Source organism: Bradyrhizobium sp. S3.2.6 (assembly GCF_040546885.1).
Lineage (GTDB): Bacteria > Pseudomonadota > Alphaproteobacteria > Rhizobiales > Xanthobacteraceae > Bradyrhizobium > Bradyrhizobium cytisi.
Window position 1 is genome coordinate 185,217 of record NZ_JBEPOS010000005.1, and the last position, 17,590, is coordinate 202,806.

Annotated in this window: 16 protein-coding genes; 9 read left to right on the forward strand and 7 right to left on the reverse strand. The window is 64.3% G+C overall.

All coding sequences use genetic code 11. The annotated features are described in order from the left end of the window. Positions 1-5: 5 nt before the first annotated feature. Positions 6-341, reverse strand: coding sequence for a putative quinol monooxygenase (locus ABID58_RS13085; RefSeq protein WP_354032931.1), 336 nt, complete (start codon positions 339-341; stop codon positions 6-8). A 229-nt stretch (positions 342-570) separates the two neighbouring features. On the opposite strand from ABID58_RS13085, the gene ABID58_RS13090 reads away from it, so the two are divergent. The 5 genes from ABID58_RS13090 (at position 571) to ABID58_RS13110 (ending at position 5,772) form a co-directional block, all read left to right on the forward strand. Beyond that, positions 571-1,260, forward strand: coding sequence for an ArsR/SmtB family transcription factor (locus ABID58_RS13090; RefSeq protein ID WP_354032932.1), 690 nt, complete (start codon positions 571-573; stop codon positions 1,258-1,260). 33 nt (positions 1,261-1,293) lie between these two features. Next, a complete protein-coding gene (locus tag ABID58_RS13095) occupies positions 1,294-2,532 on the forward strand; it encodes an FAD-binding protein (RefSeq protein ID WP_354032933.1) in 1,239 nt (412 codons plus the stop codon). Next, positions 2,529-3,851 (forward strand): glycolate oxidase subunit GlcF, encoded by a 1,323-nt coding sequence (gene glcF / locus ABID58_RS13100; RefSeq protein ID WP_354032934.1) that lies wholly within the window; start codon positions 2,529-2,531, stop codon positions 3,849-3,851. The genes ABID58_RS13095 and glcF overlap by 4 nt, the downstream gene beginning before the upstream one ends. Positions 3,852-3,921: 70 nt before the next feature. Continuing rightward, positions 3,922-4,314, forward strand: coding sequence for a histone (locus tag ABID58_RS13105; RefSeq protein WP_354032935.1), 393 nt, complete (start codon positions 3,922-3,924; stop codon positions 4,312-4,314). 432 nt (positions 4,315-4,746) lie between these two features. Continuing rightward, entirely contained in the window at positions 4,747-5,772 is a 1,026-nt protein-coding gene (locus ABID58_RS13110; RefSeq protein ID WP_354032936.1) for a TorF family putative porin, read from the forward strand. Between the two features lie 76 nt (positions 5,773-5,848). Here the strand turns inward: ABID58_RS13110 and ABID58_RS13115 are convergent, their stop codons facing one another. Beyond that, on the reverse strand, positions 5,849-7,612 hold the full coding sequence (locus ABID58_RS13115) for an ABC transporter ATP-binding protein/permease (RefSeq protein WP_148755069.1): 1,764 nt from the start codon (positions 7,610-7,612) through the stop codon (positions 5,849-5,851). 315 nt (positions 7,613-7,927) lie between these two features. Between ABID58_RS13115 and ABID58_RS13120 the strand changes: the two genes are divergently transcribed. Next, positions 7,928-9,592: an L-lactate permease gene (locus ABID58_RS13120; RefSeq protein WP_354032937.1), complete on the forward strand. Its 1,665-nt coding sequence runs from the start codon at positions 7,928-7,930 to the stop codon at positions 9,590-9,592. Positions 9,593-9,728: 136 nt separating this feature from the next. Continuing rightward, positions 9,729-10,127: an META domain-containing protein gene (locus ABID58_RS13125; RefSeq protein WP_354032938.1), complete on the forward strand. Its 399-nt coding sequence runs from the start codon at positions 9,729-9,731 to the stop codon at positions 10,125-10,127. 131 nt (positions 10,128-10,258) lie between these two features. On the opposite strand, the gene ABID58_RS13130 is transcribed toward ABID58_RS13125, so the two are convergent. From ABID58_RS13130 to ABID58_RS13140, 3 genes are all read right to left on the reverse strand, one after another. Next, the gene (locus tag ABID58_RS13130) at positions 10,259-11,470 is read right to left on the reverse strand and encodes a hypothetical protein (RefSeq protein ID WP_354032939.1); all 1,212 of its coding nucleotides are present in this window, start codon (positions 11,468-11,470) and stop codon (positions 10,259-10,261) included. 136 nt (positions 11,471-11,606) lie between these two features. Continuing rightward, complete coding sequence (gene groL, locus ABID58_RS13135) at positions 11,607-13,235, reverse strand: chaperonin GroEL (protein WP_148755073.1); 1,629 nt, start codon at positions 13,233-13,235, stop codon at positions 11,607-11,609. A gap of 117 nt (positions 13,236-13,352) precedes the next feature. Then, complete coding sequence (locus ABID58_RS13140; protein ID WP_014491914.1) at positions 13,353-13,649, reverse strand: co-chaperone GroES; 297 nt, start codon at positions 13,647-13,649, stop codon at positions 13,353-13,355. 319 nt (positions 13,650-13,968) lie between these two features. On the opposite strand from ABID58_RS13140, the gene ABID58_RS13145 reads away from it, so the two are divergent. Continuing rightward, on the forward strand, positions 13,969-14,490 hold the full coding sequence (locus ABID58_RS13145; protein WP_354032940.1) for a hypothetical protein: 522 nt from the start codon (positions 13,969-13,971) through the stop codon (positions 14,488-14,490). 188 nt (positions 14,491-14,678) lie between these two features. On the opposite strand, the gene ABID58_RS13150 is transcribed toward ABID58_RS13145, so the two are convergent. Then, a complete protein-coding gene (locus ABID58_RS13150; RefSeq protein ID WP_354032941.1) occupies positions 14,679-15,458 on the reverse strand; it encodes a protein phosphatase CheZ in 780 nt (259 codons plus the stop codon). Positions 15,459-15,770: 312 nt separating this feature from the next. Here ABID58_RS13150 and ABID58_RS13155 point away from each other — a divergent pair, with 312 nt between their 5' ends. After that, positions 15,771-16,586 (forward strand): L,D-transpeptidase, encoded by an 816-nt coding sequence (locus ABID58_RS13155; RefSeq protein ID WP_354032942.1) that lies wholly within the window; start codon positions 15,771-15,773, stop codon positions 16,584-16,586. 65 nt (positions 16,587-16,651) lie between these two features. Here the strand turns inward: ABID58_RS13155 and ABID58_RS13160 are convergent, their stop codons facing one another. Continuing rightward, the gene (locus tag ABID58_RS13160; protein WP_354032943.1) at positions 16,652-17,470 is read right to left on the reverse strand and encodes a DUF2076 domain-containing protein; all 819 of its coding nucleotides are present in this window, start codon (positions 17,468-17,470) and stop codon (positions 16,652-16,654) included. Between the last annotated feature and the right edge of the window lie 120 nt (positions 17,471-17,590).

Below are 17,590 nucleotides of genomic sequence, written 5' to 3' on the forward strand. Positions count from 1 at the left end.
AGCGTTTACAGCAGCCCGTATTGCGCGCGCTCACGCTTCGCCAGCAGCGGCAGCGCTTCGCCGGCGATGTAGGTCTTGAAATGCGCGCTCTCCTGGTGTGCCTTGAACGCGGCTTCGTCGCGGAACAGCTCGTAGAACAGGAACTGCGCCGGATTGTCCGTAGCCCGCGAGATCAGGAACAGCTTGACGCCGTCCTCGCGCTGCGCCTCCGGCAGGAAGCGATCGAGGATGGCTGCGATCCTGTCGGCCTCGCCGGGCTTGGCCTCCCATTGCGCGACCACGAGCAGGCCGCCGCCGTCGACAGCGTCGCTGATCGATTTCTGTGTTGCATAGTGGTTCATTGTCTTTGCTCCTTGCTCCTGTGCCTGAGATGACGCCGCCGTCCATGGCGAGAGATCCCTTGCTTCGTCTTCGATCGCGATCGCTGCGACCATCTCGCGATGTCTTGCCGGTTGGCTTCGCTGGTGATCGAAGTGTCGATGTCGTGAACATTTCGATCCTGATCGAAACGTTGCGGCGACGTCCGGTGCGACAAGCAGGATGGGTTTTCGTCACATGCCGGAGCCGGCCATGCCGACCATCGCACGCGAGCTCGCCGACCTAGCGGCCCTGATCGCCGATCCCGGCCGGGCCCTGATCCTGTCGCGACTGATGGACGGACGCGCGCAGACCGCGGGCGAGCTGGCGCTGGTCGCCGGCGTCACGCCGCAGACGGCGAGCTGGCATCTCGGCCGGCTGGTGCAGCACGCGCTTCTGAAAGTCGAGCGGCGGGGGCCGCGCCGGTTGTACCGGCTGGCCACACCGCTCGTCGCGCAGGTCCTGGAGGGCATGATGACGGTCGCCGTAACAGGTCCGCAAGCCACGCGGCCGCCGGCACGGATCGATGCCGCGATGCGGCAAGCGAGGACCTGCTACGATCACCTCGCGGGCGAGCTCGGTGTCGCCCTCGCGGACGCGCTGCGGGAGCGCGAATATCTGGTTCTCGACCAGGAGGTTGGTGAGCTGACGGAAGCGGGCACGGCGTTCCTCGGCAGTTTCGGTATTGATCTCCGCCCGTCGTCGCGGCATCGGCGGGTGCTGTGCCGGCCCTGTCTTGACTGGAGCGAACGCCGGCCGCATCTGGCAGGGCGGGCAGGTGCGGCACTCGCTGAGCTGGCGTTCCAGCGGGATTGGATCCGCCGCAGGCCGCAGGGGCGCTCGGTCGAGATCACCGATACCGGGCTTGACGCATTCCGCTCCCTGTTCGGTGTCCGCATTTGATTTTGGGGCCAAATTTCGTTACCCGCTAGACGCGTGGATACGCTCAGGGTCAGAGACGCCAAAGACGTCGAAGAGGTGGTGCGCGCGGCGATTGCCAATGAGCAGCCGCTCGAGATCATCGGTCATGGCTCCAAGCGCAGCATCGGGCATGCGATGGCGACCAACGCCGTGCTCGATGTCTCCGCGCTCAACGCCATCACCTCCTACGAGCCCAATGAATTGATCGTGACGCTCCAGGCCGGCGCACCGCTGGCCGACGTGCTGTCGCTGATCGATGCCAAGAACCAGCAATTCGCCTTCGAGCCGATCAACACGGCGCCGCTGCTCGGCACGCCCGTATCAGGCACCATCGGCGGCATGATCGCGGCCGGGCTGGCCGGCCCGCGCCGGATCAAGGCGGGCGGGGCGCGCGACCATCTCCTGGGGGCGCATGCGGTCTCGGGTTTCGGCGACAGCTTCAAGACCGGCGGCAAGGTGGTGAAGAACGTCACAGGTTACGACCTCTGCAAGCTGCTTGCTGGCTCCTGGGGCACGCTGTCGGTGATGACTGAAGTGACGCTGAAGGTGATGCCCAAGCCCGAGGCCGAGCGGACGCTGCTGCTGCGCGGGCTCGACGATGCGGCCGCCAACAAGGCGATGATTGCGGCCCTCGGCTCGCCCTTCGACGTCTCCGCCGCCGCGCATCTGCCGAAATCGGCCTACCGCGCCAAGACCGACGGGCTTGGCGATATCGCCGGCCAGGGCGAGGCGTTGACGGTGCTGCGGCTCGAGGGCATCACGGCCTCCGCCGCCCATCGCGCCGGCTCGCTCCTCGAATTGCTGGCGCCGTTCGGAACCGCAACGCTGATCGAGGACGCAGCGTCATCCACGCTGTGGGCCACCATCCGCGACGTGCTGCCGTTCGCGGCCAGCGGTGTGCTTGGCGGCTGGCCGGTGTGGCGGATCGTCTGTCCGCCGGCTTCGGGCGCGGCGCTCGGCACGCAATTGGCGCGCGAGACCGGCGGCGACGTCATCTACGACTGGGGCGGCGGGCTGATCTGGGCGGCACTGCCGCCGACGGCCGACGCGCATGCCCAGGCCGTGCGCCAGCGGGCCAATGCGTTCGGCGGGCATGCCACGCTGATCCGGGCCGCTGACGACGTCAGGCGCAGCGTCGACGTGTTCCATCCGCAATCGCCCGGCATTGCCGCGCTGAGCGATAGGGTCCGCACCAGTTTCGATCCAAAATCCATTTTGAACCGGGGACGGCTGACGCGGGGCACTGCGGCATGAAGACCGAATTCTCACTCGCGCAGCTTGCGGACCCCGACATCGCTGAAGCCGACAAGATCCTGCGCGCCTGCGTTCATTGCGGGTTCTGCACCGCGACCTGCCCGACCTATGTGCTGCTCGGCGATGAGCTCGATAGCCCGCGCGGCCGCATCTATCTGATCAAGGAGATGCTGGAGAAGGACCAGGCACCAACGGCCGAGGTGGTCAAGCATGTCGACCGCTGCCTGTCGTGCCTGGCCTGCATGACGACCTGTCCCTCCGGGGTGAACTACATGCACCTCGTCGATCAGGCCCGTGTCAGGATCGAGCAGCGTTATCAGCGGCCGCTGACCGAGCGGCTGCTGCGCCAGGTGCTGGCCTTCGTGCTGCCCGACCCGCAGCGGTTTCGCATCAGCATGCGGCTGGCACAGCTGGCCCGGCCCTTTGCCGTCTTCCTGCCGACCCCGCGGCCCTCGGCCACGCCCGGCCTGATCCAGCGCCTCAAGGCGATGCTGGCGCTGGCCCCAGGGCGGCTGCCGGCGCCGGGCGCGCGTCCGGGCAGCGTGTTCGCTGCGCTTGGCAAGAAGCGCGGCCGGGTCGCGCTGCTCCAGGGCTGCGCCCAGCAGGTGCTGGCGCCGCGCATCAACCAGGCCGCCATCAGCCTGCTGACCCGTCACGGCATCGAGGTCGTCCTGGTCAGGGACGAGCAATGCTGCGGCGCGCTGACCCATCACCTCGGTCACGACGATGACGCGCTGGGCCGGGCCCGGGCCAACGTCACGGCATGGCAGAAGGAAGCCGCTGGCGAGGGGCTCGACGCCATCCTGGTGACGGCGTCCGGCTGCGGCACGGTGATCAAGGACTACGGCTATCTGCTGCGCGAGGACGGCGCGTTCGCAGCCGATGCGGCAAAGGTGTCCGCGCTTGCGAAGGACATCACCGAATACGTCGCGGGCCTCGGATTGCAAACGACTGCACGGCAAGACAACATCGTTGTCGCCTATCATTCCGCGTGTTCGTTGCAGCACGGGCAGAAAATCACGGGGCTTCCGAAAGAATTGCTTTCCAAGAATGGATTCGTGGTGAAAGATGTCCCGGAGAGCCATTTGTGTTGCGGTTCGGCGGGGACCTACAACATTCTCCAGCCTGAGCTTGCGGGCCGGTTGCGCGATCGCAAGGTTGCCAACATCGCGAGCGTCAAGCCGGACATGATTGCCGCGGGCAATATCGGTTGCATGGTGCAGATTGCCAGTGGCACGTCAGTCCCGGTCGTACACACGATTGAGCTTCTCGATTGGGCTACGGGCGGGGCGCGACCGGCACTGGATGCGTCGCGCTGAGCTTTCGTCCGGAGGTGACGGCTGAAGGGCGCCCGATCGACCATTGTACGGCGGCAACAGGAGGATCACGATGGCGAAATCGAGTAAGAAAAAAAGCAAGAAGGCCAAAAAGGCCAAGAAGGTTGTAGCGGCGAAGAAGGCGACGAAGAAGAAGGCGGCCAAGAAGTCCGCCAAGAAGTCTGCCAAGAAATCCGCTAAGAAGTCTGCGAAGAAATCGGCCAAGAAGGCTGCGCCGAGGAAGGCCGCCAAGAAGACGGCAAAGAAGGCTGCGGCCAAGAAGGCCGTGAAGAAGGCCGCGCCGAAGAAGGCCGCCAAGAAAGCCGCACCGAAGAAGGCGAAGGCAGCTCCCGCGCCGAAGCCGGCAGCTCCAGTGGCAGCACCGGCACCCGAGCCTGCCGCCGAGACAAGCTGGGCGATGCCTTCGTCTTCTGCGGAGCCGACGCCGGCCGAAGGACAAGGTTAGGCCTCAAGGGTTGGGGCCCAAGCTCAGCCCAAGGGCCGACTTCATTCCCCGACCATGATCGACAACAGGAAGGCCGCGGCGGTAACGCTGCGGCCTTTTTGCATCGCCGCTTCGGCTGCGGCCGGAAGTTGCCCTTTTTTGAGTCAGCTGATTCGTGGCACGCGCGCCACGGTGCCGCGGACCTACGTAGTATCCCGGACGGCTCTGTGCACTTTGGAGTGAAAATAATGTGATCGGGAAGCAACACCGGCCAACAACCTTTCGTGGAATCGTCAGAACGCCCAAAAAGTCGGCAGATGCCCGTGTTTTTTGCTTCACGGTTCACATCCCTCAATCCAGATTGCGGCGGTAACGAAATTTGCAATCAGGTCGGGTGGCCCCGGGGGGCTTCCGGAACTCGACCGGGGTCTAGAACTGGTGATGGGGATCGAAATGAAAAAAGTGACTTTGTTAGCAACGGCGCTGGCAATGGTGACGGGTTCGGCTTTCGCGGCAGATCTGCACGTGAAGGCACTGAAGGCGCCGCCGCCGCCCGCGTTTGATCCCTGGGATATCGCCTTCGGCGGCGCGATCATGAGCGACTACATCTTCCGCGGCGTGACCCAGTCGAACCACAAGCCGTCGGTCGCCGCCTATTTCGAGCCCCGCTACAACATCAACAAGGACCTCCAGCTCTATATCGGCGTGTCCGGGGAGAGCATCTCCTTCGCCAACCGCGCTGCGGCCGAAATCGACGTCTATGGCGGTATCCGCCCGACCTTCGGCGCGTTCGCCTTCGACATCGGCGTCTGGGGCTACCTGTATCCGGGCGGAACCTGCTACAACGGCGGCAACGGCGGCCTGGCTGTCGACGCGGGCGGTAACCCGATTAGCGCGGAATGCTTCGCGAACTTCCTTCCCAACGGCAACGTCATGAAGAAGGATGTCAGCTTCTTCGAAGTTTACGGCAAGGTCACTTACACCATCAACGACAACTGGTCGGTCGGCTTGAACGAGTACTACTCGCCGAACTTCCTGAACTCCGGCGCCTGGGGCGACTACGCCTCGATCACCGCCAAGTACACTGCGCCCAGCACGATCTTCGGTTCGAGCGGCGTCGGCATGTATGTGTCGGGCGAGTTCGGTCGCCAGTTCCTCGGCACCAGCGACTCCTTCTACGGCACGACCTTCACCAATCCCGGCTTTACCGGGCCGTTCCCGAACGGCATCAAGTACGCCGACTACAACACCTGGAACGTCGGCATCGGCTTCACCTACAAGGTGTTCACGCTGGACCTGCGTTACTCCGACACCGACCTGAACAAGGGCAATTGCAACGCCTTCACCAGCGCCTTCAACGGCTCCGGTACCACCAACGTCACTGCGATCAACCCGACCGGCGTCGGCTCCAACTGGTGCGGCACGGCCGGTATCGCCAAGCTGTCCTTCGACCTGACGGCGATGACCAACCTGAAGTAAGTTTGTCCCGAGACGACTAACGGGGGCGGCAGAGCTATCTGCCGCCCTTTTGTTTTGGGCGCCGCTTCCTGCGCGCTCAGCGAGCCGCGCTCGGCTCTGGCTCGGCCGGCGCACTGCCATTGCCCAGCACATGGATCGCGCCGTCCTTTGCCATCGCCACCTTGCGGGTGTGGAAGGCGTCGAGCGTCGAGCGATGGCCGATCGAGACGATGGTGGCCTGCGGCAGCTTTTCCGCCAGCAGCCGGTAGAGCCGCGCCTCGGATGCCTCGTCGAGCGAGGCGGTGGCCTCGTCGAGGAAGAGATAGTCCGGCCCATGCAGCAGCGCGCGGGCGAGCCCGAGGCGCTGCTGCTCGCCGAGCGACAGCATCCGGTTCCAGTGGCCGTCCTCAGTGAGCCGTTCGGCGAGGTCGGGCAGGCCGACCGCGATCAACGCGTCCCGGATCTGGGTGGCCTGGAATGCGCCGGGTGCTGCGGGATAGATCACGGCGTCCCCCAGCGCGCCGACCGGGAAATAGGGGCGTTGCGGCAGCATCATCAGCTTCGCCTGCGCGGGGATGGCGATGGTGCCGGTGCCGAACGGCCAGATGCCGGCGATGGCGCGGAACAGGGTCGACTTGCCGGAGCCCGACGGCCCGGTCACGAGCACGCGCTCGGGCGCCTGGATGGCGAAGCCGTCGGCTGCGACCAGCGGCGTGCCGTTGGGGAGATACACGCAGAGCTTCTCGAGGCCGATATTGCGGCTGCCGCCTGCCGCCCTGAGTTCGATCGTCGCCTCATGCGCCGGCAGGTTTGCCGCGGCATCGACCGACATCTCGAAGCCGTCGAGACGCGCGACGATCGCGCGCCATTCCGCGATTGTTCGATAGGCCGTGACGAAGAAGGACAGCGCATCCTGCACCTGGCCAAACGCCGAGCCGGTCTGCATCATGTCGCCGAGCTGGATGCTCTTGGCGAAGTAGGCGGGCGAGACCACCACATAGGGAAAGATCGTCGCAGCCTGACCGTAGCTCGCCGTGAAGGCGGTGAGGCGCTTGGTCCGGCTCATGATCGCATACCAGTTGCCGATGACGTAGCCGAAGCGCTGAAGGAGATGACCTCGCTCCGCGCTCTCTCCCTTCAAGAGTGCAATCTGCTCGGAATTTTCGCGCACGCGGATCAGGTTGAAGCGGAAGTCGGCCTCGTAGCGCTGCTTCTCGAAATAAAGATTGATGAGCGGCGCGCCGATCCAGTGCGTCAGTGCCGTACCCAGGAGCGCGTAGGCCAGCGCGCACCAGACCAGGAAACCCGGGATGACGATATCGGTGCCGTAAATATGCAGGGGCGCCCTGTTGGACAGACCCCAGAGGATGACGATGAACGATGCCAGCGTCACGATGGACGACAGCAGGCCGAGACCGAGGACGAGCGTTTGCTCGACGAAGTTCGTGACGTCCTCGGTGAGACGCTGGTCCGGGTTATCGGCGGCGTCGCCCTTCAGCTGCATGCGGTAATGCGTGGCGCCGTCGAGCCATTCGCCGAGATAGTGTTGCGTCAGCCATCGCCGCCAGCGGATCTGCAGCCACTGGTTCAGGTAGAGCTTGTAGACGGCCAGCGCCACGTAGGTGAAGGCAAGGCCGAGGAAGATCCAGACCTGCATGACGAACTCATTCAGATCGTAGGCCTGGAGCGCGCTGTAGAACCGGTTCTGCCACTGATTGAGCAGCACATTGATCGCGACGAGCGCCAGCTCCATTGCGACGACGACGCCGAGCAGGCCGCAGCCGGCCCATTTGTCCTCCGATCGGAAATACGGGCCGGCGATTCGCCAGACGGTCGCGAGCGTGGCGCTGATGTTTCTCACAGAGGGCGATCTCCTGACGGATATGCACAGCGGCGCCAAAGCCAAGCGGCTGAGGGCATGGCAGAAAATGGATGCGCTTAGACTAAAGTCGCAAGTTCTGCAATTTGCGTTGGCTAGCCGCGGCTTGCAACCCTAGCATGGGCATAACGGCGTGGGGGTGGGGGCTGCCAGATTTTCGCGAGCTTGTGAGCAGGCGGGAACCGCGGCTTTCGCGAGGAATTCGCGTCCAACTCGGGGGTTATCGCTTCCAACGTCGAGCAGGCCCGCCGCCCACGCTTGCCGGCCTGCCACATAAACGCGTGGGGGAGGAAGACCATGTGGAATCAAATCTATGATCCGCTGCACAGCCCCGTGCTGTCGACGATCGCGGCGGCGATACCCGTCGTTACGCTGTTGGTCCTGATCGCGAGCGGGCGCGTCAAGGCCCATATCGCAGCTGTTATCGCCGTGATCGTGACCAACCTGATCACGATCTTCATCTTCACCATGCCGGTGAACATGTCGATCCGCGCCTCGATCCTCGGCATTGTGACCGGCTTCTTTCCGATCGGCTGGATCGTTCTCAACGTCATCTTCCTCTACCAGGTGACGGTGACGACCGGGCGGTTCGAGCTGTTGAAGCGCGCGGTCGGCGGCGTCACCGAGGACCGGCGGCTGCAATTGCTGCTGATTGCCTTCTCGTTCGGCGCCTTCTTCGAGGGGGCCTCGGGCTTCGGCACACCGGTCGCAATCACCGGCGCCGTGCTGATCGGGCTCGGCTTCTCGCCGCTCGCGGCGTCCGGCCTGTCGCTGATCGCCAACACGGCGCCGGTCGCCTATGGCGCGCTGGGCACGCCGATCCAGGGCCTTGCCTCGGTCACGGGGCTCGATCCCTACATCCTCGGCGCCATGGTCGGACGGCAATTGCCATTCTTCTCGCTGATCGTACCGTTCTGGGTGGTGTGGGCGTTCGCGGGCTGGAAGGGCATGAAGGACATCTGGCCGGCGATCCTCGTCACCGGCGTGTCGTTCGCGGTCCCGCAATTCGTGATCTCGAACTACATCAATCCCTGGATCGTCGACATCGGGGCGTCGCTGATCTCGATGGGCGCGCTGATCCTGTTCCTGAAGGTGTGGCAGCCGAAGCAGCTGTGGCTCTCGGCTGCGCTGCGCGGCCGCGACGAATCGGTATCGCATATGGGCACGACAACGCCGCTCGACAAAACTCCGCTCACGCAGGCCGAGCTGTGGAGCGCGCTGTTGCCGTGGATCATCGTCTGCATCGTCATGCTGATCTGGGGTAACGGCGCCTTCAAGACCTGGGCGAACGGGATCTTCACCTGGAACTACGCCGTTCCCGAACTGCACCAGATGATCAACAAGATGCCGCCGGTCGCGCCAGGGCCGACCAAGGAGAGTGCGGTGTTCAGCTTCACCTACCTGTCGTTCACCGGCACTGGCATGCTGATCGCGGCGATCATTTCCGGCATCCTGATGGGCGTGGGTCCCGGCAGGTTGCTGACCGAGTACGGCCGCACCATCCGGCTGTGTGCGATCTCGTTGATCACGATCTCAGCGATGCTCGCGATCGGCACGCTCACCCGCCTGTCCGGTGTCGACGCCACGCTCGGTCTCGCCTTCGCCGCGACCGGTGTGCTCTATCCCTTCTTCGGCACGCTGCTCGGCTGGTTGGGCGTGGCGCTGACCGGATCGGATACCGCATCGAACATCCTGTTCGGCAACCTCCAGAAAATCACCTCGCAGCAGATCGGCCTGTCGCCGATCCTGATGGCGGCGGCGAACTCGTCCGGCGGCGTGATGGGCAAGATGATCGACGCGCAATCGATCGTTGTCGCCTCCACCGCCACCAGATGGTACGGCCACGAAGGCACGATCCTGCGCTTCGTGTTCTGGCACTCGATCGTGCTGGCCTGCCTGGTCGGCGTGCTCGTGACGTTGCAGGCCTACGTCTGGCCGTTCACCGCGCTGGTGCTGAAGTAACGGGGAGGCGTGTTACAATGAAATTCCCCGCGGGTCTCGGCTCGCGGGGATTTTTTGTGTCTTGGATCGACGAATCTTCTCAAAGGCTTCGCTGTCTTATAGAAGATCCGGTGAGTCAGGTCGATCGAGAGGTCTCATGGTTTCGTTCAAGCGGATGGTATGTGCGGCGGCCGCGGTGCTTGCGATGTCCACAGTCGCGCATGCGCAGGAGGGCTTTCCCTTCGGTACCGAGATGACGCTGGAGGCCGTGCCGCAGCCCGGTTCGAAACGAATTCCGAACATCGAGATCGGTGACAATGGCGAGGTCGTGATCGAGCTCTGGTGCAAGGGCGGCAAGGGACAGTTCTCGGTGGCCGGCAACACCGTGATTTTCGTTCCCGGCGCAATTCAGGATCGCTCCTGTCCGCCGGCAAAGGCCCAGGCCGATGACGATCTCGTCGCCGCTCTCGCCGCTGCCGAGACCTGGAAGCGCCAGGGCGACATGCTCACGCTAATCGGCCCGAAGCCGCTGCGGTTTCGTACCAACGGGAATTGAGGCTCGCTCTGGTCATTCCCCGCGAAGGCGGGGAATCCAGTATGCCGCGGCCTATCTATTCAATCACAATCGTCTCGGAGTACTGGATCGCCCGGCCAAGCCGGGCGATGACAGCGCGTTGTTGTGTGCGCCTACTTCCACACCGACTTGTCGGCGTCCCAGCGCTGGCCCTTCAGCTCCCTGGCGAGCGCCTCGATCGAGCCGTTGTCGTCGGGCTGGTCGCCTTCCTCATCGGCGCTCGCCTCATCCGATACGTTGAGCTTCGCGCCGCTGCTCTCATCGGCGGTCGTGGTCGAGGGGCTGCCGATCCAGACCAGCAGCTTGTCGGTCGGCCCCGGCTTGTCGGCGGAGACGAGGCCCGAAACCTCGATCGTGTCGGTGAGATCGAGCGCCGGGAAATCCTGGTTCGGACGCTTGAAGACCAGCTTGAGCTTGCCGGTGGCGGCGTTGAAGCTCTGCGAGACCGGCTTTGCCGCAAGCGTCTTGCCCAGCACGCCAGCCACCGCGGTGGCAAGCTTGTCGCGGTTGATCTTGTCGCCGTCGCGCCAGTCGGCGGCGGGGATGCGGATGGTGCGGTCCATCTCCGCCAGCCCTGCGGTCCAGCCGGCGGCGGTGACACCCGGCATCGCCTTGAATTTCGCGAGCAGTGCGGCCGAGCGCTCCGGGTCGACCGACATGTTGATGGTCTGCTCGCCGGCGCGCAGCGCGTCGCAGCCGACGCTGAGACTTGCCAGCGTCACCTCGACGTCCTGGCCCTTGAGGCTCTTCAGGAAGTCGGTCGCGTTATCCAGCTTGACCTTGACCGCGATCGCTTCGGGCGAGACTTCGGTAAAATCCTTCGGCTGGGGCGTAATGCCGTCGTCGGTGGTCTGGTTGTCCAAAAATTCCTTCTCGCTGAGATCGGCATTGTCAGGCGAGGTCACTTCGGTCACGGCCTGGCCGATACCGATCTGGCCGCGGAACTCGAAGGTGTCGCCGGTCGGCTTGCGCGTGAGCTTGACCGTGACTGGCGCTTTCGCGCCGAGGCTCGAGGTTGTGCCGCTCAGCGTCTGGCCTGCGATCTGGAGATTGACGACGAAGCGGTCCTTGCGGTCGGAGTTCTTGGCGACGGGGTAGCAGACGTCGAGCACGGCTGCGGTGACCGTCTTGCCCTGCCGCGTCTCCTTCAGGATCACGTCGGCATTGCCATCCATCAGGCCGTCGATCGAGGTGAAATAGCGCGTCTCCATGCCGCCGGGCGCCGTGGCCTTCGGCGACAGCTTCATCTGGGCGGAGGCGACCTCGGGAGAGACGGCGAGCAGGGCCGCCAAAAGGGCGGTCGAACAAACCAGAAGCGCGCGCATTGACGAAAGTCCTCGAAAGAATGGAATCGGCGTCACCGTAGTGGGTTTTGGCCGCCGGTTGAAGCGCAGGTGAGTGTCGACAAAAAAGAAGGCCGCCCGGAGGCGGCCTTCGCAACACTATCGGGTGAGGATGGGCTCAGAAGCCGCCCATGCCGCCGCCGGCCGGCGCGGGCGGGGCTTCCTTCTTCGGCGCTTCGGCGACCATGGCCTCGGTGGTCACCAGCAGGCCGGCCACGGAGGAGGCGTCCTGCAGCGCGGTGCGCACCACCTTGGCGGGATCGATGATGCCCTTCTCGATCATGTCGACATAGTCCTCGGTCTGGGCGTCGAAGCCGAAGGTCTCGGACTTGTTCTCGAGGATCTTGCCGACCACGATCGAGCCCTCCACGCCGGCATTCTCCGAGATCTGGCGGATCGGAGCTTCCAGCGCCTTCAGCACGATGTTGATGCCCGCCTGCACGTCGGCATTGGCGTTGGTGAGACGCCCCACAGCCTTCTTGGCGCGCAGCAGCGTCACGCCGCCGCCGGGGACGATGCCTTCCTGCACCGCGGCGCGGGTGGCGTTGAGCGCGTCCTCGACGCGGTCCTTCTTCTCCTTGACCTCGATCTCGGTCGCGCCGCCGACGCGGATCACCGCGACGCCGCCGGCGAGTTTGGCGAGACGCTCCTGAAGCTTCTCACGGTCGTAGTCCGAGGTGGTCTCCTCGATCTGGGCCTTGATCTGGCCGACGCGGGCCTCGATCTCCGGCTTCTTGCCGGCGCCCTTGACGATCGTGGTGTTCTCCTTGTCGATCACGACCTTGCCGGCACGACCGAGCATCTTCACCGTGACGTTCTCGAGCTTCATGCCGAGATCCTCGGAGATCAGCTGGCCACCGGTCAGGATCGCGAGGTCTTCCAGCATGGCCTTGCGGCGGTCACCGAAGCCCGGCGCCTTGACGGCCGCAACCTTGAGGCCGCCACGCAGGCGGTTGACAACCAGGGTTGCCAGCGCCTCGCCCTCGACGTCCTCGGCGATGATGACGAGCGGCTTCCCCGACTGCACCACGGCTTCCAGCACCGGCAGCATGGCCTGCAGGCCTGAGAGCTTCTTCTCGTGCAGGAGGATGTAGGCGTCCTCGAGCTCGGCGGTCATCTTCTCGGGGTTGGTCACGAAGTAGGGGCTGAGATAGCCGCGGTCGAACTTCATGCCCTCGACGATGTCGACTTCGGTGTCGAGCGACTTGTTTTCCTCGACGGTGATGACGCCCTCGTTGCCGACCTTCTGCATCGCCTGCGCGATCATCTTGCCGATGGCGGCGTCGCCGTTGGCCGAGATGGTGCCGACCTGGGCGACCTCGGAGGAAGCGGCGACCGGCTTGGCGCGCTTCTCGATGTCCTTGACCACGGCCGTCACCGCAATATCGATCCCGCGCTTGAGATCCATCGGGTTCATGCCGGCAGCAACCGCCTTGGCGCCTTCGCGCACGATGGCCTGGGCCAGCACGGTCGCGGTGGTGGTGCCGTCGCCGGCGAGGTCGTTGGTCTTGGAGGCGACCTCACGCACCATCTGGGCGCCCATGTTCTCGAACTTGTCCTCGAGCTCGATCTCCTTGGCGACGGTGACGCCGTCCTTGGTGATGCGGGGCGCGCCGAACGACTTCTCGATGACGACGTTGCGGCCCTTGGGGCCGAGCGTCACCTTGACGGCGTTGGCGAGAATGTCGACACCGCGCAGCATGCGATCGCGCGCGTCTCCGGAAAACTTGACTTCCTTGGCAGCCATGGTCTGCAATCCCTGTTATGTCGTGATGTGTCTTGTTTGATGCTGTGCTGCGGAATGATGGATGCCCGGACCTGATGATCCGGGCATGGCATTCAGCGGCTGTTCAGGCGTCTGGCCTTAGGCCATCACACCCATGATGTCCGACTCCTTCATGATCAGGAGCTCCTCGTTGTCGATCTTGACCTCGGTGCCCGACCACTTGCCGAACAGCACGCGGTCGCCGACCTTGAGGTCGATCGGGATCAGCTTGCCAGCCTCGTCACGACCGCCGGGGCCGACGGCGACGACTTCGCCCTGGGACGGCTTTTCCTTGGCGGTGTCGGGGATGATGATGCCGCCCTTGGTCTTTTCCTCGGCATCGATACGTTTGACCACGACACGGTCATGCAGCGGACGAAATTTGGACTTAGCCATGACGTTTCCCTTTGGAGGCTCAGTTTTCCGAAAGTAGCGGAAGTGGGTGAGGGCGGCGCTCCCGTCCATCCTCTGCCCGAGGATCAAACGGCGCCCCTTAGCAATCGGTCTTTCCGAGTGCTAATAGTGCGCAGGGGATATGGCTTGACTGCGATCCTGTCAAGCAAAGGTGGTTAAGCGATTGGTGAGGCGGATATAGGATGGTGTCTACGGAAACTCGATTCCGGCGCGGGCGTATATTAAGACGTCATTGCTACGGCTGCGGTTTTGCGCTTGGCTGCGGGAGGGATGCGGCCATGGTCTTGTTCGGGGGAATGCCATGATCAGTTCAGCTCACGCGCGCACGGTTGCCAATCTGGCGGCGGCCTCTTGCTTGGCGCTGCTGCTCGGCGCCTGCGGCGGCGGCATGAGCCTGCCGTCCTTTTCCTCGTCCCAGCCGGCGCCCGAGGCCGAGCCGGGCACCGGGCCGGAAATGCCAGCCTCGATCCGCGGCGACGAGATCGTCGGCCGCTGGGGTCTCGCCTCGTTCCAGAACCCGGCCGACCGCGCCCGCACCGAGGCGGCCGCGCGCGCCCAGTGCAAGAATCCCTACGTGATCGGCGCCGGCACCTCCGGCGGCGTGGTCATGCATCTCGCCGACCAGGCCACGCCGCAGGAATTGCGGCTGAAGGGCTCGCCGGGCGGCAAGAATTATATCGGCCCCCCCGGCCCGACGCCGGGCGAGCAGGACCGCGAGATCGTCTCCTTCGACGGCCGCGTCATGATCACCCGCTTCGTCGACAAGGACGCCGCCACCCGCTACGGCAACATGGTCTACGTCCGCTGCGCGCCGAGGGCGTGAGGCGGGCCGAGCTCTAACCGCTCGTCATTGCGAGGAGCCCGCGACAAAATTGCGAAGCAATTTTGCGCTGGTGCGACGAAGCAGTCCAGACTGGTTCCGCGGAGGGACTCTGGATTGCTCCGCTGCGCTCGCAATGACGAAAAAACGCCGGCTTCTCGCCGGCGTTTGCTTTCCGTCTGTCGCGTCGCTTAGTCGAACAGCGCGTCGATATCGTCCTGCGAGGCGTGACCGACGTCGCCGGCGAGCTTCGGGCCGTTGAGCAGCTTGTCGTCCTCGCTGCGGGTATCCACCTGCGCCGGCACGTGGGCCTTGATCGCGTCGACGCCGCCCCAGATTTCCATCATCGCATTGATGTGCTGCTCGATGAACTTCATCGTGCCCATGACCTTGCTGATGCGCTGGCCGGTCAGGTCCTGGAAGTTGCAGGCCTCGAAGATCGAGATGACGCGTTCCTGGATGTCGTCGGCGAGCCGCTTCTGCTGATCGGCCGATTGCACCTTGGACATCGCGCTAGCCGCCTGGTCGATCGACTCCGCGGCTTCGAGGATCTGCTGGGTCGCCTGTTCGGTGCCGCCGACCACCGCGCCGAGCTCGCCATTGACCTTGGCCATTTCGCCGCCGTCAAAGCTCTTGCCGTGCAGCGTCGCGATCTCGCGCTTGGTGCGGTCGATGGCGTCATGGATGAGGTCGAGCTCGACCTTCAGCTTCTCGCACTGCTCGATCTGGGCCCGATAGGTCTCGAGCATCGTGCGTGCGTCGGAAAGCTCCTGGTTCGTGGAGGCGTCGATCGCCGCCATGGCTGCGCTGCCGGACATGGGCACAGTGCCCCTTGCCATCTGTGCGCGGATCGCGCGCAGCTCCGCCATAATCTCGGTATGCATCGGGCCTGCCTCTTCTGCTACGTCAAGAATTGGCATCTCGCCACCGGCGATATCCTCGACACGAAAACGCTTGCGGTGAACAGCCATCAGGAACTCCCCCCACCTCACTCACGCGTCTTTGTAGGCAGAAGCAATTTAACACGAGGTTCACGGCAGGAACTGTCGTGCGGCCGCGCGCGACGACATGCAAACGGGCGATTAACCATGAGGCTCCGCCCTTCATCGAAAATAAACGCTGACCGCCAAATTGTCCCGCCGCGCGCGACGTGGTGAATCGAAACGTCGATTCTGTTTACCAAACGAAACGGAGTTTGCTCTTTATTGACCACGTCGAGGACGCGGACAGCAAGCCGCGTTCGGCGGCGAATGCAACTAGACGAAACAGTACAGAGTACGTCGATGTTCAAGAAAATGTCTGTCGCGCTGCTCGGCAGCGCTTGCGCCTTCCTTGTCGGCGCCGACCGCGCCAGCGCGTTCGACAATACGATGCCGAACGATCCGCCCGCGGTGCTCTACCAGCCGCATATGCCGCCGGCGCCGGTGCGCGTCGCCTCCAATGCCAATATGGGCGGCGGCTTCATCGAGTTCCTGTTCGGCGATGGGCCCGGCCGCGGTCCGGCCTATGCGCCGCAGCAGCCGATCTATCAGCAGCAGCCCGCCTACAACGATCCACGCCGCCTGCCGCCGATGGGCGAGCCGCAGATGCAGGGCGGATATCAGCAAGGTGCAGGTCTCCAGCAGGAGGCAATCGATCCGCGGCAGCGTTCGTTCGATCCGAAATTCGAGAAACAGCTTGTTGACTATAGCGGCAAGGAAAGCGCTGGCACGATCGTGGTCGATTCCAACAACAAGTTTCTCTATCTCGTCGAGGGCAACGGCCGGGCGATGCGCTACGGCATCGGCGTCGGACGCGAGGGGTTCACCTGGAGCGGCGTGAAGTCGATCACGGCCAAGCGCGAATGGCCGGATTGGACGCCGCCGGCGGAGATGATCGCACGCCGCCCCGATCTGCCGCGGCACATGGAAGGCGGCCCGGAAAATCCGCTCGGCGCACGCGCGATGTATCTGGGCTCGACGCTCTACCGCATCCATGGCTCCAACGAGCCCTGGACCATCGGCACCAACGTCTCCTCCGGCTGCATCCGCATGCGCAATGAGGACGTCATCGATCTCTACGGCCGCGTCAATGTCGGCACCAAGGTCGTGGTGATGTGAGCGCCTGACATTCGAAATGAAAACGGCCACCCTTTAGGTGGCCGTTTTGGTTTGAAGTAGCAGCCTTACGCGTAATCGCTGCCGCCATCGTCTCCACCGCCGAAGTCACTGTCGTCGGCGAGGTCGACATTGCTGTCGCTATTGTCGTCGTCGCTTTGATCGTTGTTATCCCGATCGTTCGACGCCTGGTCGAGGAAGCCCTGACGCGAGTCGTCGCGATCACGGTTCGAGCCGATGTCGTTGAGGCCGGCATCGCGGGCAAGTGAGCCGCCCGACTGGTCGCTGCCGCCCCACGGGCTGCGGTCACCCAAGGCGTTGGTGTCGCCAAACGCCTGCTGATGCGGTCCGCCCATCATGCCGCGGATGCTGGAGAGCAGCAGCGAGCCGCCGACCACACCGGCTGCGGCCGCGGCTGCCGTGCCCAGGAACGAGCCGCCGCCACCACCGACCGGCGGGGCGCCATAGCCTTGCCCTGGTCCCTGTCCGTAGGCCTGACCATAAGGCGGCTGGCCGTAGCCCGGCTGGGCCTGCTGCATCGCCTGGCCGCTGTTCCAGACCGGCCGGGAGTCATGCGGCGGCACGTTCGGAACCGAGCCGCGCGACGGGCTCGAGCCGAACAGCGTGTCCCGCATGGTATCGAGGAAGCCGCCGGACTGGGACTGCTCCGGCGCATGGGCTGCTTCCAGCTCCTGGATGCGGTTATGCGCGCGCTTCAGCGCTTCGTCCTGCAATAGCGTTGTTTGCACCAGCGCATAGACTGCGCCCGGCGCCTTGCGTAAGCCGTCCGAGATCGCGGCGATCGCGTCGGGATCGCGCGGTGCATTTTCCAGTTTCGAAAGTCGATCGAAGAGGTCGTCGACGAGCTGGCGTTCCTGCGGCGTCATGGTCTGTCTCCCTCGCGCGAAACAAGCGCAAGCGGAATGTAGGGTTCCATTGTGGCCCCAACAGTGGCGGCCGGATTAAATTTCGGTATGCGACAGACTGCCCCGCGGGCTCGATTTCGC